A 13,554-nucleotide genomic window follows, 5' to 3' on the forward strand; every position below is an offset into this window, starting at 1 on the left:
CCGGTCGGCGGCCCTCTAGCGTGGCGGTCATGGAACACCCCGAACCCGACGCCCGAACGCTCGAGCGCGCCCTCGGCGAGTACGTGCGGGCGGTGGCGGCCGCGGTCGGTGTCCCGGACGAAAGCACCACGGTGGAGATCAGCGACACCGCCACCGCCTACCTCGGGCTGCCGCGGCGGTGGCCCGGAAGGCCCGGCCACGACGTCATGCTGGTCTGGAACGAACGCCGGGGGTGGTCCCTCGCGGTGGAAACCGACCCCGGCGCGGCCGCGGTCGTCCTCGCGCACCACGGCGACGACCTCGTCCCCGCCCCGGACGCGGTGGCCCGGTTCGTCGCCGACACCGCCGCCGGCCGTCCCCACGGCCAGGCGTCGGCCGGACCGGCTGCGGACGTGTCCCGCCGGGTGCTGGCCGAGCGGCTGCGGCCCTACCTCGGCGACGCCCCGAACGGCTGACCGCGGGCCGGCTCCCGTGGTTCTTCACCGGCCCGCGGGGGCATCCGCCCGGCGGTATGCTCGGGAAACAGCGCCCAGACCCCGCTCTCACCCGACCGGTCTCGTGCCCGGTCATCGCCAGGAGCAGGTTCTTCATGAATTCCCCCTCAGCACCACGCGCAGATCCGCAGAGCGGCCCCGGGGCTTCTCCGGTGCCGTACGGGCTCCGCGTCGCGGCCGCGGTCTCGTGGCGCCTGCTGGTCGTGGCGGCGGCCCTGACCGTCCTCGGCTTCGTGGCCACCCGGCTGGCCTCGGTGGTCGTCCCGGTCGCGGTGGCACTGCTGCTCGCCGGGCTGTTCTCGCCCGCCGTCACCTGGCTCGCGGCCAGGAAGGTCCCGCGCGGCCTCGCGACCGCGATTGTGCTCGTCGTGGGCATCGCGCTGGCCGGCGGGGTCGTGACGTTCGTCGTCATCACCGTCACCGTGGGCATGCCCGCGCTGATCGACCAGGTCACCGTGAGCCTGACCGACCTGCACACCTGGCTGCGCACCGGCCCCCTGCACCTGAGCCAGGGCCAGCTAGACCAGCTGCTCGGCAACCTGACCGCCATGCTCGGCCGGAACAAGTCCGTGATCGCCTCGGGCGCCCTCACCACCGCGGTCACCGTCGGGGAACTGCTCGCCGAAGCCCTGCTCACGGTGTTCTGCCTGATCTTCTTCCTCGCCCAGGGAAATCCGATCTGGGCGTTCCTGATCCGGGGCGTACCCACCCGGCTGCGCGACCGCGCCGACATCGCCGGGCGCAGCGGGTTCACCACCCTGGCCCACTACGTCCGCGGCACCGCCGCCGTCGCGTTCGTCGACGCCGCCGGTATCGGCCTCGGCCTGGTGATCCTCGGGGTCCCCTTGGCGGCTCCGCTGAGCACGCTCGTCTTCCTCGGCGCGTTCATCCCCGTCATCGGCTCGGTGATCGCCGGCGGGATCGCCGTCCTCGTGGCCCTGGTGGCCAACGGCGTCTGGACGGCCGTCATCGTGCTCGCCGTCGTCGTCGGTGTGATGCAGGTGGAAAGCCATGTCCTGCAACCACTGCTGCTCGGGCGGGCCGTCCGGCTGCACCCCCTGGCCGTCGTCCTCGCCCTCGCCATCGGGCTCGTCACCGCCGGGATCGTCGGCGCCCTGCTGGCCGTCCCGCTGCTCGCCGTCTTCAGCTCGGGCGTGCGCAGCCTGACCACCCGGCCGGAGAACGACCCGCCTGCGGGAACCGCTCATCCTGCCGATCCGGACGACCGCGCCCCGGACCCGGCGACCGATGACGTGCACGCCGGGCCTGAGGTCTGTTGAGGACAGTCAGGAGCCGGCGGCTCGTCCGGCTCCACGAAACCTTGGTCATCCACACCTCGTGCGCGGCGAAAGGTTCCTTCGGCCCCCCGGCAGATGACGTGTGACCCTGGGCAGTCGTGGCCCGGACGAGCAAGGTGGTGGCTACCGGAACGCCACTTCGCGCTCATCCGGGCCGGCCGTCGAAGGGGACAACCACGCATGCTGATCCAGATCGGCACGGACCAGGCCGTGCACGGCGACGAGGCGCTGATCCGGCACTTCGAGGTGGAGCTCGCCACCAGGCTGTCGCGGTTCAGCGACCACATCACGCGGCTGGAAGCCCACTTCAGCGAGGAAACCACCGACGACGGGCAGGACCGGTGCTGCGTGCTCGAAGCCCGGCCGGCCGGGCGGCGGACGGTGGCCGTCAGCCATCACGCGGGTTCGGTCGGCGAGGCGTGCCGGGGTGCGGTGCACAAACTCGAGAGCGTGCTCGAGAGCATGTACGGCCGGACGGATCACCGCAAGGGCGGGGACTCCATCCGGCACCAGGACGGGCACGCCGGCTCGTGACCGTCCTCAGCGGGCTCGGTGCGCCACGCTCCGGGGACCTTCGCAACCGGGTCACCGGCCCGGCCGCGCAGCCCGGGAAACCGTTGCCGTTGCGGTCATCCGTCTCCTTCGATCGGCCACGCCACGGGGCTGCGCCCCTCGCCGGCGACGGTCCGGTTCCGGCCTCAAGCGCCGGAGCGCGGTGGGTGGGCGTCGAGGATGTCGGTGGCTCGCACCAGGCCGGCCGGTGCATCGGCGGCAGCCCCCTGCGGGCGGACGGGCACCCAGGTCGTGCTGGTGTGTTCGTCGCGCAGGCTGTGCCCGGTGACGGTCCCGAAATTCTCGCACCACACCGGGGCCGCGCACGGCGACCCGGTCCGGCGCACGCGGCTGCGGTAGCGGACGAGCCAGCCGGGTGGGTAGGCACCGCCGTGGCGGGTGGGCCAGTCGCGGTACGCGTGCCCGACCGACGGCCGGTCGGTCTGTTCGTCGTCCACCGGCGCCGCCTTCGCTCACGGTGCACTCGGGGTGCACGTCATCGATCGCCGGGGTCCGGGGCGCGGTCATCCAGTTTAGGCGGGGAAGCGCCGGGAGTGGTTCGCCCGGGCGAGTGATTCTCCGGCCGGTGGTCAGGCCGGCACGGGCGTAAGGTGGCGGTATCGCCCCGGACCTCGGCGTGTTCGCTGGAGCCGGGTCCGAAGCCGGGAGTTCGAGCGAGTCCCGGCTGCTCATCGGTCCCGCGCCCGGATGATCAGCACCGGCAGAAGGAGATCCGGCATGTCGTCCCTCGATCTCGAAACCGGCGCCGCCGCCGCGGAAATCGGCGATCCGGCCGCGACCGCCTGCGCGGTGTGCCCCCATTCCCCGGAATCGCATGATGTGATCGCGCGCCGGTTCTGCACGGCAACGCAGGCGGGCGGGTTCCACCGCGGATGCGTGTGCACTGGTGCATCGGACGCCGCGGCGACCACGGCGATGCGGGTCGCGAAGTGAAGGGCTCGTCATGAACGCCTTCGGGGAACCCGCAGGCCGGTTCGTCCGGCCGTCGTCGCGGAAGGAGCGCCGGGCATGACTTTTGCGCCGGACGACGCCGCGGGTCCCGTTGTCGGCTCACCGGCCCTCGACCGGCGGCTGCGGCTGAAAACGCCGGGTGCGGTCAAGGGCTGCTTCGACGGCGCCTGGTGGCCACGCTCCCGAGAGCCGGTGGCGGAATTCAGCGCCCTGGTCACCGCGCTCGCCGTGGATTCGGGCCCGGTGGACCGGATCGGCTTCAACCCGGCGATGTGGGATCTGCCCCCCGGGAAGCTCGCGCTCGAATCCGGTTTCGTGGAGCTGGCGGGGTTCTTCGGCCTGGACCGGTACACGATCGTCGTCATCGGACCGCGCATCCGCCGGCTGACCCTGCTGGTGGTGCCACCCGACACCGCTGCCCCCGCGGCGAAGCGAGCGCTGGCAGCGGCCACCGCGCCGGACGCGAGCGGCTCCGCCGTGCTGATCCTGACCACCAGCGGCATCCTCGGCCCGGCTTGAGGAAGGAACCGGCCGCGGCGGGCGCCGGTTCCGCGTCACGGATGCCGGCTCTCACCTGTCGGAGGACATCGCGAAGCCGGTGGTTCCCCGGCCGGCGGTGCGGTCACGGCGATGACGTCCTGGACGTCCACCCAGCGCACCGAGGCCGTGTCCCCGCCGTCGGCGATGACGGGGACACAGGCTCCCCCGGGGCCGAACTCGGGCGGCCCGACCAGGGTGCCGGTCCGCGGCGAGTGTGGATCCGTCCCGGCGTAGGTGACGCGCCAGTTCCCGACGCTGAACGCGATCTGCCGCCGAGGCGGGAAGGGCAAGCCGGGGCCCGCCGTCGCGCTGGGGCCCGGCTGCCCGGCGGTCATCGGCTGCTCCTCGGCCGTGGGAGTGGTTCCACGGGTTACGTGGAACCACGGGCACGCCGAGGTCCAGGGCGGTCCGGTCAGCCTAGGCGTTGTCCACTGTTCACCGGCCGGGAATCCCCCGGACGGGTCACCCGAGAGAAGCCGCGTTTCCGGTTCGTGCACCGGTCGCCGGCGCCGATCAGCCGTCGTGGACGGCGGCGGGGCGGCGCACCGGCGGCGAGCCGGGCCCGGCTGCCCCGGCGAGGGTCACCGATGCCAGCTCCGCCACGAACGCGGCCGGCGAGCCGGCTCCCGCGAACAGCGCGCGTTGGCGCGCTGCGCCCGTTCGGCCCGCCCGCACCACGGCGAGCTGCCGGTCGATCGCCGCGAGGTCCCCGGTGGCCCGCAGGGCCGGCCGGACGTACTCCAGGAGCCGGTCGGTGAGTACCTCCTGCGGGAGGAATTCGCCGGTGAAGGGGTCGATGCCGAGGCCGGGGTAACCCGCACGGGCCGCGGCGGTGAGCGACGCGGCCACCAGCGGAGCCCGGACGGGCCGCGGTGCGACGCCCGCCCGGGCCTCCGCGAGGATCGTGACGGCCAGGGCGCGGACCAGTCCCGCCTGCAGCACGGCGTCCTCGGCGGTCAGCCCGACGTCCGCGATGCGGACCTCGACCGTCGGGTGGTTCGGGGAGAGCCGGGCGTAGAAGTAGACGCCTTGGTCGTCCAACGCATCACCACGGCGAACCACGTCGTCGATGGTCGCGGCGTAGGCGGCCGCGTCCGGCCAGTCCCGCGGGGGCTTCGCGGTCGGCCAGAGCGACCACAGCGGGTACCGCCCGCTGGCCCACCCGGAGTCCACGTCGTGGGCGAAAGGTGAGTTCGCGCTGATCGCGAGGAGCGGGGCAAGCCAAGGACGCAGCCCGGCCAGGACCCGGACGCCGAGCGCCGGGGAGGAGATACCGACGTGCACGTGGCAGGCGCACGTGCCCGCTTCCGGGAGGAGCGCGGGGAATCGGCCGGCCAGCGCGCGGTACCGCGGTTCGGCGGTGACAGCGGGCAGGCCCGGTAGGTCGCCGCACGGCGGTGTGCCGGACGCCAGCAGCAGGCACCCGGCGTCGGCGGCCGCGCCGGCCACGAGGCCGCGCAAACCGAGCAGCTCCGTCCGGAGCTCGTCGAGGCCGGTGTGGATGCCGGTGGCGGTTTCGATCTGGAAGCGCAGGAACTCCGGCATCACCGCGGATTCACCGTCGAGCAGTTCCAGGATGCGGGGCGCCGCGAGCGCCACCGCGCCGGTCACGGGGTCCGCGAGGACGAATTCCTCCTCCACGCCGAAGGTGAGGGCGTCACCCTCCGGCGGCAAAAGTCGCGCGTCCACGGCCCGGCTCCGTCCGTCGGTCGGAATGCCCAGCCTCGCCGGTCCGGCTCCGCCGGAGAAAGGGCCGCTGGTCACCGATCGGGCAGCTTTCGGCCCTTCTCCGGGGTACCGGGCGAACGGCATGCGCGCGACCGCCGGGTCGCCGGCGTGCCGAGACGCCGGTGAGGGCTTACGCTGTGGGGTACCGCGCCGGGAGGGCCGAGACCACGCGCTCGCGACGATCACCGATCGACAGCTGGCCGTGTTCCGTTCCGCGGAGGTCAGCGTAGGAGCTGATCGTGAACCATTCCGAACTCGGCAATGGCCTCGGACCACGCTTGGGTACCTCTGTTTCCCGGTCGCTGCTGCGGCTCACGTCGATGCGCCGCGAAGACGTCCTCGTGCTCACCGCGGCCGGCGAAGTCGACCTGTCCACGACCCCCGCCCTGAGTGAATCGCTGGCCGACGCCATCGCTCAACGGCCACCGGCGCTCGTCGTGGACCTCACTCCGACCACGTTCCTCGCCTGCGCCGGCCTGTCGGTCCTCCTCGCGGCACATCAGCTGACCGGTGATCGGGCCTGCTTCGCCGTGGTCGCCGGCTCACGGGCCTCGTGGCGGCCGCTCCACCTCACCGGGGTGGACCGGCTCCTGACCGTGCACCGCCATCTGGACGACGCGGTGGCCGGCGCCGCCCCGATGGTCGTGCGAACGGTCGTCGCGGATGCCGCGATCCTGTTCACCGCCACCGGCGGGGCGCGGGCCGGCGCGGCCGAGGTGCTGACGGAAGAACTGCGGCAGGTGTCCGAACTGTGCCGCGGCGTCGTCCTGGTCGACGTGTCGGCCTGCACGGTCCCGGCCGTGGACGTCGTCGGCAGCGTGCGGGCCGCCTTCACCCGGGACGGCCGGGACCGGGGTGGCATCCGGGTCCTGACCGCCGACGAGGACCTGAGGAAGGCGCTGGAGGCCGCGGGTATCGCCTGCTGCGTCCCAGCCGGGCCGGGCCGGTGACCGGAGTGGCGGACCATCACCCCGTCGAACCTCCGTGGGTCCGCGGCGCCGAGGTCGGCGACGTGGATCGCATCCTCGAGATGGTGTACTTCCTCGCGCGCCGCACCGGCCGGTCGCCCGGTGCCGCCGCTCGGCTGTGCACCCGCCTGGTCCCCGAACTGGTGGTCTCGTCCGCCGGCGCGGCGGGTTCCCCCGGTCACCGCCTGGCCGCGGCGCGGCGTGGCCGGGTCGCCGTGGCGACCGCCGTGCGGGCCCGCAGCCGTCGGTGTGACCCGGCGGTGTTCGCCGACGCCCTGGCCGACGCCGTGGCGCGGGACGAACTGGTGCTCCTGCCCCCTCGCCAGCGCTTCACCGTCTGGTCGGTGGCGGTCCAGCACCGGCCGATCGCCGAGGTCGCCGCGGAGACGGGCTGGTCCGGGTCCCAGGTCGTGCGCCTGCTCAACGCCGGGCTGGCCACCATCACCGAGTGGGGCCGGAAGTCCGTCCCGAGCGCTTGAGACGCCGGTCCGGCCCTGGTTTGATCAGTGGCGCGGCCGGGAATCCGGATCCGGTATCGAGTGGCCGCCCCAGTCCCCGGCGCCCGCAGGACTCGGGGAAGGACTCCCATGGACGTATCTTCGGTGAGCGAGGGCGCCGGCCTCCGGGCGGCGTCACGCAACGACTTCGGCACTCTCGGCCGCCTCGTGCGGCATGAAGGCCTGCTTGACCGGCGCTACGGCTACTACGCGGTGAAGATCAGCCTGACCCTGCTGGCGCTCGCCGGCGGCTGTGCGGCGTTCGTGCTGCTGGGCGATTCGTGGTGGCAGCTGCTCACAGCGGTGTTCTTCGCGGTGATGTTCGCGCAGGTCGCGTTCCTCGGTCACGACGCCGGGCACAACCAGGTCTTCCGCACCGGGCGGGCCAACGACCGCGCCGGTTACGCGTTCGGCGGGATCGTCGGCATGAGCTACGGCTGGTGGATGGGCAAGCACTCCCGCCACCACGCCAACCCCAACCACGAGGGCGACGATCCCGACATCGACATCCCCTTGCTGGCCTTCACCCGCGGGCAGACGGCGCACAAGAGCGGGTTCGTGCGCTGGACGTCGAAGCACCAGGCGGCGTTGTTCTTCCCGTTGCTGCTGCTGGAAGGCCTGAGCCTGCACTGGGCGGGCATCCAGGCGGTGTGGCGCGGGGAGGTCAAGACCCGGTGGCTCGAAGCGGTGCTGCTGTCCGCGCACGTCGTGGTGTACCTGGGGGCGGTGTTCGTGGTGTTGTCCCCGCCGGTCGCCTTGGCGTTCATCGCCGTGCACCAGGGGCTGTGGGGGGTGTACATGGGCTGTTCGTTCGCACCGGGGCACAAGGGCATGCCCACCTACACGGACAAGACCGAGCTCGACTTCCTGCGCAAGCAGGTGCTGAGCAGCCGCAACGTCCGTGGCCGCCGGTGGGTGGACTTCACGCTCGGGGGGCTGAACCACCAGATCGAGCACCACCTGTTCCCGAGCATGCCGCGGGCCAACCTGCGCCGCGCGCAGCCCCTGGTGCGCGCGTTCTGCGCCGAGCACGGGATCGACTACGCCCAGTGCGGGCTGCTGAAGACCTACTACTACGTCCTGCAGCACTTGCACGAGGTGAGCGCACCACTCCGCGTGGCGGGCGCACCTGCCCGCTAGCCCTTGGGGAGGGCCCGCGCCGCGATTTGCGGGTCTATCCCGTGATCTTGGGACCCTCCCTTCCGAACCAACGTGCGGTCAACGCATGACCCCGGGCGCATCCTGCGGCGAGGCACGCTCAGGTAACGGTACGAAGTGGACGGTGACGGTCAAGCCGCCCTGGGGGCGTGCGATCGTGGTGAGGGTGGCGTGGTGGGCTTCGGCCACGGCGTTGACGATGGCGAGGCCGAGACCGTGGCCGCTGTGGTGGTCGTTGCGGTCGGCTGAGAGCCGCTGGAAGGGCTGGAACAGCCGATGGAGCTGGTCTTCGGGTATGTCGGGGCCGCTGTTGGTGACCGTGATAGCCGCGCCCAGCCGTGAAACTTCGGTTGTGACAACCACCCGGCCCGCCGGGTGGTTGTGGCGGATGGCGTTGTCGACGAGGTCGGCGATGAGGCTTTCGATCAGTCTCGGGTCGCCGGTTGTCACTGCGGGGGTGAGGTGTTCGGCGATGTCGATGCCTTTCTCGGCGGCCTGGTCGCGGCGGGAGCGCAGGATTCCGGTGGCGACGTGAGCGAGGTCGACCGGTTGCCGGTGAGTGACCCCGCGTTCGCTGGTGGCCAAGGCGAGCAGCGAAGTGACAAGCGGTTCCTGGAGCCCGCCGAGGGCCAGAGCTTCCTGACAGGCCGTACGGAGGGTGCCGGGTGTCGGCATCGGGGTCGCCGAGCGCGACTTCCAGCAGGGTCCGTAGGCCTGCTAGGGGTGTTCGCAGCTCGTGGGAGGCGTTGGCGACGAAGTGCCGTTGGGCGGTGAAGGAGGCTTGCAGCCGGGCGAAGAGGTCGTCGAGGATGTGGCCCAGTTCGGTCAGCTCGTCGACGGGCTCGCCGAGGTCGAGGCGCTGGTCGAGGTTGCCGGCGTAGATGGCCCTGGCGGCGGTGGTGATGGCCCGCAGTGGCCGGAGGAACCGGCCGGCGATGAACCAGCCGCCGGCGAAGGCGACGGGGGCGAGTACGACGAGCGCGACGGCGGATCCGGTGAGGAGCTGGTGTGGGGCCGATTCCCTGGCCGGTTCCGGTGATCGCGGCCGGCGCCGTGGGCGTGGAGGCGGGGCCGGGTGCGGTCGACTGGATGCCGATGAAGGGCAGCGTGACGACGGCGAGGACGACGACCCCCGCCAGGTAGATGCCGGCGGTGTAGACGAGCGTGAGCCTGGCTCGCAAGGACCGGCTGGTCACGGTGGTCCGATCCGGTAGCCGCCTTCGCCCGATACCTGGCAGTCGGCGTTCGTGGGCACCGTGTTACCCAAGCGTGTCCGGCGATGCCTAAGCGGAATGCGCAGAAGCGTCCGTCATCAGCTGCCTAAAACTGGGCAGCAGGACCGGGTTCGGCTGGTGCTTCCTGGATAGCGGTCGGCGCCTGCATCCTCGTGAGGAGTGGCCGTTGGAGTTGTCTGCGCTGGGGAACTACACCTGTTGCGGAACGACGCTTCGTTGTTCGCAGCTTGGTGCGGGAGGTCGTTGTGGCGTGGGTGGAGCAGTGTGGCAGCAGGTCGTGGCGGGTGAGGTATCGGCGGCAGGGGTGCGGTGTTCGCTCGGTGTCCGGTTTCGGCTCGCGGCGTGACGCTGCGGCCTACGCTGCTGGGTTGGAGGTGGATCGGCGTCGGCGAGTGTGGATCGATCCGGCCGACAGCGCGGTCACGGTGGAGGAGTGGGTGGCGCGGTGGTTCCGGTCGCTGGATCTGGATCCGCGGACGATCGAGAGCTACCGCAGCCGGTTGCGGTGTCACATCCTCCCGAAGTTCGGGGGTATGCCGGTGGGTGCGATTACGGCGCTGGGGGTGGCCGAGTGGGCTCGGGAGCTGGAGCGGGCAGGATTCGCCCCGTCGACGGTGAGCTCGCAACTGAACCTGCTGTCGATGCTTCTGACTGATGCGGCCGACGAGCGGCTGATCCCGTTCAACCCGGTACACCGGCGGAGGCGTCGCGGCCGGCGGTCGCGACGGGCGGTGCCGGAGCGGGTGTGGGCGACGCCGGAGCAGGTGGTGCGGATCGCCGAGCAGGCCGGTGTGCTCGGTGGGCCGATCGCGTGGCTGCTGGTGATCACCGCGGCGTGGACCGGTTGCCGGTGGGGTGAGCTGGCCGGCTTGCACCGGGACAATGTCGATCTCCGGCGGGGTGTGATCGTGATCGATCCGCTGGTGGGGGCGTTGCACGAGTCGGGGTCGATGCGGTGGCTCGGGCCGCCGAAGACCCGAGCTTCGGCGCGGAGGATCGCGCTGCCGCCGTTCCTGGTCGCGCTGCTGCGGGAGCACCTTGCGCGGCACCGGTATGAGTTCGTGTTCACGACGCCGAGCGGGACGTGGTTGTGGCGCTCGACGTTCCTGCGGCGCGTCTTTCGCCCGGCGGTCGACGGCAGCGAGGCGTCCGGGACCAAGGCGGGCTGCGCGGCGGTGCGGCCGGGGTTGACATTCCACGGGTTGCGGCACAGCCACAAGACGTGGCTGATCTCCGGCGGCGCGCCGGAGATCGCCCAGGCCCGCCGGCTCGGGCACCACTTGGACAACCGGGTCATCGAGACCTACTCCCACGTTGCGCCGGAGGTCGAGCAGCGGCTACTGGAGGACCTCGAACGGCGCTGGCACGCGGTGGCCCCGCTACCGCCGACGCCGTCACCGAGTGTGGTCGACAGCGGGCGGATGGCGGCGGTTGTCCCCCTCTTCGCCACGATGGGGGTCACCCACCGGCCGAGCCGACGAGCAGCGAAAACACCGGGCGGGTGCCGTGTCGGGGCTGGGGCAGTGCTCCAGTTTTGCCCCACCAGGAGCACAAGATCAGGCCGTAAGCCGATCACCGAAGATCGAACCGGGGATGCAGAAAACCCCTCCGACCAGCCGGAAAGGCTGAAACGAAGGGGTTCCTTACGATGTGGGCCTAACGTGGCACAACCCGAACTCTTCGGTGCTCGTCGAGGGCCCGGAGATCGCAATCCGCCCGGTGGGTATCCGACGCCTCCCCTCACAGATTGCGCAGGTCAATCGCACTGGCGGTGATGCCTGATGACCAGCGCTGAACTCGGCGTGTCGACTCGGCCGGCTGCTGACCAGGCTGCGGTCGTCCGGGCCGTCACCGTGATCATGGGGATTGTCGTCGGGCTGACGTTCCTGTTCGGCTTCGGTAACGTCCTCAACCTTGCCCTCCGGCTCGGTGTGCCCGCCTGGGTCGCCCCGCTCGTTGCCCCTGCGGTTGATCTCTCGATCCTCGGGCTGCTGCTAGGGACCCGGCACCTGGCACTCGCCGGAGCATCCGCGGATGTGCTCCGTCCAGCTCGCCGACTACTGATCTTTGCCAGCGTGGTGACCCTCGCACTGAACGTGGCCGCCCCGCTCGTCGCAGGCGAGTTTGGCAAGGCAGCGTTCGACGCCGTGGGCCCCCTGCTCCTGATCGGTTGGGCCGAAGTCGGCCCTGGTTTCTTGCAGGCGATCAGCGCGTCCTGCGTCCAGACCCGCGACCTGGAGGCGCCGTGCATCGGGCGGGCACATTCGGAGGCTTCGATCGACGCGGATGAACCAGTTCGGCCGCAAGTTGCGGCGGTTGATCAACCGCCGCAGAGTCGCCGAAAGGGACCTCAGCGGCGCACACCGGAGCGGCTCCTAGAGCAGGCGAGGCAGGAGGACGCCGCTCACCGCGCTGCTCACCAGAAACCGATCTCGGCGGACACGCTTCGAGTCCGGCTCGGGATTGGCGCGACTCGGGCGCGACGTCTCGTCAAGGCCGTTCGCGAGGAGTACCAAGCCCAACGCGATCAGATTGATGTGGATGCCACGGGCGAGTCGCAAGGCGCCTCATCGACCCTGGCGGCGTGAGGTGGACGCCGACGCACGTCGGCGGGGGCGTGCCTGCTACGCCACCAAAACGATCTCGATCAAACTCGCCCGACGTCACACCTAATACTGCAACGACACTTCGTGATGGCCGCGTCGTCGGTAGTGGCTGGCACGCGCCCGGGCTTGGCTGGCTCGTCGCCATCGTGACCAGTGCATCGCATGCTGGCTTGTGCGGCGGATCGGTGCGGTGACGCGGTTGAGCAGTCTGCGAATTTCGTTGGAGGTGAGCGGTATCAGGCCGGGTGTGGATCCCCTTTTTTCGCGGCGTCTCGAGTGAGGACGAGAAACGCCGCTGCCGCCATGGAGAGGGTGATATGCCGATACCATGCTTCGTATCGGCGGACCTGGTAGTGGTCGAGTCCTGTTTCGTTTTTCGCGGTTTGGAAACTTTCTTCGATTGCCCAGCGGCTTCCGGCGACGCGCACCAGTTCGCGGATGTCGGTGCCGGCGGGGCCGAAGCAAATGTAATAGGCGATATCGGTGGGATCGCTGACAGAGCGGCGGGCCAGCAGCCAGTGGCCGACTTCTTGTCGGCGTAGAGGCCGGATGTCGACCACCGCCCAATCGTAGATCCGTTGCCCGTGCGCTCCATCGCCGCAGGACAGACGTTGCCAGGCGGCCGGTTCGACCTCCGCGATGACGGCGCGGGCGCGTCGTTGCCGCAGATCCATGGAAATCACCATTTGGGACTTGGGTACGGCGAGTACATGTGCGATATCGTGTTCTTCCAGCCAGAGCCGCAGCCGCCCGACCTGCCCGTAGGCTTCATCAGCGGTGAACCACGCAAACGGGATTCTCGCGGCGAGCGCGCGTTCCACCATCAGTTGTGCCAACTCGGGCTTGGTCGCGAATCCGACGTCGTCGGGAATGCCGGCCGCAGCGCACCGGCCCCGATCCGCGATCCACTCTTTCGGCAGGTACAACTCGCGATCGATCAAAGCTCGTCCCCGATCCGAGGCGTACGCCAAGAACACGCCGATCTGCGAATTCTCGACTCGCCCGGCCGTGCCCGAATACTGGCGCGCCACGCCGGCGGATTTCGTGCCCTTCTTCACGAATCCGGTCTCATCGGCGATCAACACGCCGCGTTCGGCGTCCCCGAGCACGTCGACCACCGCATCACGCACGTCATCACGCATGCCCTCGGCGTCCCAGGCGTAGAAGTTCAGCAGCCGCTGCATGCCCTGCGGACCCGCCTCGCCCGCCATCTCGGCCAGGGTCCAGCCGTTCTTGCGCTCGGCTTCCGCCAGCAGGCCCCGCAGGTAGGACACCATTTGCCGCCGGGGCTCCACCCGGGAAAACCGCGTCGCGAACCGCCCCGCGAACGCAGCGAAACGCGCCGACCAGTCCGTCACCATCTCCAGCACACAAGATCAACTACACGACCAACGAACCAGAGCCTAACCGACACGCGGATCAATCCATCACGAAGTGTCGTTGCAGTACTAACCGCCTGGTCGCGAACATGTCGAACAGTTCGCAAACGTTGCAGAGCATGACTGA

The 13,554-nt window shown here is 70.7% G+C and carries 15 protein-coding genes and 1 pseudogene; 10 read left to right on the forward strand and 6 right to left on the reverse strand.

Annotated features, from left to right (window positions below):
- Nucleotides 1-29: 29 nt before the first annotated feature.
- The 3 genes from QP939_RS03810 (at nt 30) to QP939_RS03820 (ending at nt 2,326) form a co-directional block, all read left to right on the forward strand.
- Complete coding sequence (locus QP939_RS03810; RefSeq protein ID WP_285455121.1) at nt 30-455, forward strand: DUF6292 family protein; 426 nt, start codon at nt 30-32, stop codon at nt 453-455.
- A gap of 134 nt (nt 456-589) precedes the next feature.
- Entirely contained in the window at nt 590-1,774 is a 1,185-nt protein-coding gene (locus QP939_RS03815) for an AI-2E family transporter (protein ID WP_434219629.1), read from the forward strand.
- 198 nt (nt 1,775-1,972) lie between these two features.
- A complete protein-coding gene (locus QP939_RS03820; RefSeq protein WP_285455123.1) occupies nt 1,973-2,326 on the forward strand; it encodes an HPF/RaiA family ribosome-associated protein in 354 nt (117 codons plus the stop codon).
- 164 nt (nt 2,327-2,490) lie between these two features.
- Here QP939_RS03820 and QP939_RS03825 read toward each other — a convergent pair whose 3' ends face one another.
- Entirely contained in the window at nt 2,491-2,802 is a 312-nt protein-coding gene (locus tag QP939_RS03825) for a hypothetical protein (RefSeq protein WP_206797667.1), read from the reverse strand.
- Between the two features lie 280 nt (nt 2,803-3,082).
- Here QP939_RS03825 and QP939_RS03830 point away from each other — a divergent pair, with 280 nt between their 5' ends.
- Nucleotides 3,083-3,298: an RGCVC family protein gene (locus QP939_RS03830; protein ID WP_285455124.1), complete on the forward strand. Its 216-nt coding sequence runs from the start codon at nt 3,083-3,085 to the stop codon at nt 3,296-3,298.
- A gap of 75 nt (nt 3,299-3,373) precedes the next feature.
- Nucleotides 3,374-3,835, forward strand: a complete 462-nt coding sequence (locus QP939_RS03835) for a DUF5994 family protein (RefSeq protein ID WP_285455125.1) — start codon at nt 3,374-3,376, stop codon at nt 3,833-3,835.
- 35 nt (nt 3,836-3,870) lie between these two features.
- Here QP939_RS03835 and QP939_RS03840 read toward each other — a convergent pair whose 3' ends face one another.
- Both QP939_RS03840 and QP939_RS03845 read right to left on the reverse strand, forming a co-directional pair.
- Entirely contained in the window at nt 3,871-4,191 is a 321-nt protein-coding gene (locus tag QP939_RS03840; RefSeq protein ID WP_285455127.1) for a hypothetical protein, read from the reverse strand.
- A gap of 178 nt (nt 4,192-4,369) precedes the next feature.
- Nucleotides 4,370-5,545: a carboxylate-amine ligase gene (locus QP939_RS03845; RefSeq protein WP_285455128.1), complete on the reverse strand. Its 1,176-nt coding sequence runs from the start codon at nt 5,543-5,545 to the stop codon at nt 4,370-4,372.
- Nucleotides 5,546-5,823: 278 nt separating this feature from the next.
- Between QP939_RS03845 and QP939_RS03850 the strand changes: the two genes are divergently transcribed.
- The 3 genes from QP939_RS03850 to QP939_RS03860 all read left to right on the forward strand — a co-directional run bounded on the left by QP939_RS03850 (nt 5,824) and on the right by QP939_RS03860 (nt 8,189).
- Nucleotides 5,824-6,534 (forward strand): STAS domain-containing protein, encoded by a 711-nt coding sequence (locus QP939_RS03850; protein ID WP_285455129.1) that lies wholly within the window; start codon nt 5,824-5,826, stop codon nt 6,532-6,534.
- A gap of 62 nt (nt 6,535-6,596) precedes the next feature.
- Nucleotides 6,597-7,031 carry a hypothetical protein gene (locus QP939_RS03855; protein ID WP_285455130.1) on the forward strand — a complete coding sequence of 145 codons (435 nt, stop codon included), beginning with the start codon at nt 6,597-6,599 and terminating at the stop codon, nt 7,029-7,031.
- A 108-nt stretch (nt 7,032-7,139) separates the two neighbouring features.
- Entirely contained in the window at nt 7,140-8,189 is a 1,050-nt protein-coding gene (locus QP939_RS03860) for a fatty acid desaturase family protein (RefSeq protein ID WP_285455131.1), read from the forward strand.
- 78 nt (nt 8,190-8,267) lie between these two features.
- Here QP939_RS03860 and QP939_RS03865 read toward each other — a convergent pair whose 3' ends face one another.
- The gene (locus tag QP939_RS03865) at nt 8,268-8,792 is read right to left on the reverse strand and encodes a sensor histidine kinase (RefSeq protein ID WP_285455132.1); all 525 of its coding nucleotides are present in this window, start codon (nt 8,790-8,792) and stop codon (nt 8,268-8,270) included.
- 136 nt (nt 8,793-8,928) lie between these two features.
- Nucleotides 8,929-9,144 (reverse strand): annotated as a pseudogene (locus tag QP939_RS51765) (HAMP domain-containing protein); the annotation flags it as partial.
- 690 nt (nt 9,145-9,834) lie between these two features.
- Between QP939_RS51765 and QP939_RS03875 the strand changes: the two are divergent.
- Complete coding sequence (locus tag QP939_RS03875) at nt 9,835-11,217, forward strand: tyrosine-type recombinase/integrase (RefSeq protein ID WP_285455134.1); 1,383 nt, start codon at nt 9,835-9,837, stop codon at nt 11,215-11,217.
- 6 nt (nt 11,218-11,223) lie between these two features.
- A complete protein-coding gene (locus tag QP939_RS03880; RefSeq protein ID WP_285455135.1) occupies nt 11,224-12,030 on the forward strand; it encodes an MATE family efflux transporter in 807 nt (268 codons plus the stop codon).
- 254 nt (nt 12,031-12,284) lie between these two features.
- On the opposite strand, the gene QP939_RS03885 is transcribed toward QP939_RS03880, so the two are convergent.
- On the reverse strand, nt 12,285-13,409 hold the full coding sequence (locus QP939_RS03885) for an IS701 family transposase (RefSeq protein ID WP_434219669.1): 1,125 nt from the start codon (nt 13,407-13,409) through the stop codon (nt 12,285-12,287).
- Between the last annotated feature and the right edge of the window lie 145 nt (nt 13,410-13,554).

This window comes from Amycolatopsis nalaikhensis (assembly GCF_030264295.1).
Classification (GTDB): domain Bacteria; phylum Actinomycetota; class Actinomycetes; order Mycobacteriales; family Pseudonocardiaceae; genus Amycolatopsis; species Amycolatopsis nalaikhensis.

Excerpts from the sequence above, each read along its gene's own strand:
- QP939_RS03885 (WP_434219669.1), bottom strand. The coding sequence starts at position 13,409 with ATGGTGACGGACTGGTCGGCGCGTTTCGCTGCGTTCGCGGGGCGGTTC.
- QP939_RS03835 (WP_285455125.1), top strand. The coding sequence starts at position 3,374 with ATGACTTTTGCGCCGGACGACGCCGCGGGTCCCGTTGTCGGCTCACCG.
- QP939_RS03860 (WP_285455131.1), top strand. The coding sequence starts at position 7,140 with ATGGACGTATCTTCGGTGAGCGAGGGCGCCGGCCTCCGGGCGGCGTCA.
- QP939_RS03880 (WP_285455135.1), top strand. The coding sequence starts at position 11,224 with ATGACCAGCGCTGAACTCGGCGTGTCGACTCGGCCGGCTGCTGACCAG.
- QP939_RS03840 (WP_285455127.1), bottom strand. The coding sequence starts at position 4,191 with ATGACCGCCGGGCAGCCGGGCCCCAGCGCGACGGCGGGCCCCGGCTTG.
- QP939_RS03830 (WP_285455124.1), top strand. The coding sequence starts at position 3,083 with ATGTCGTCCCTCGATCTCGAAACCGGCGCCGCCGCCGCGGAAATCGGC.
- QP939_RS03810 (WP_285455121.1), top strand. The coding sequence starts at position 30 with ATGGAACACCCCGAACCCGACGCCCGAACGCTCGAGCGCGCCCTCGGC.
- QP939_RS03815 (WP_434219629.1), top strand. The coding sequence starts at position 590 with ATGAATTCCCCCTCAGCACCACGCGCAGATCCGCAGAGCGGCCCCGGG.
- QP939_RS03820 (WP_285455123.1), top strand. The coding sequence starts at position 1,973 with ATGCTGATCCAGATCGGCACGGACCAGGCCGTGCACGGCGACGAGGCG.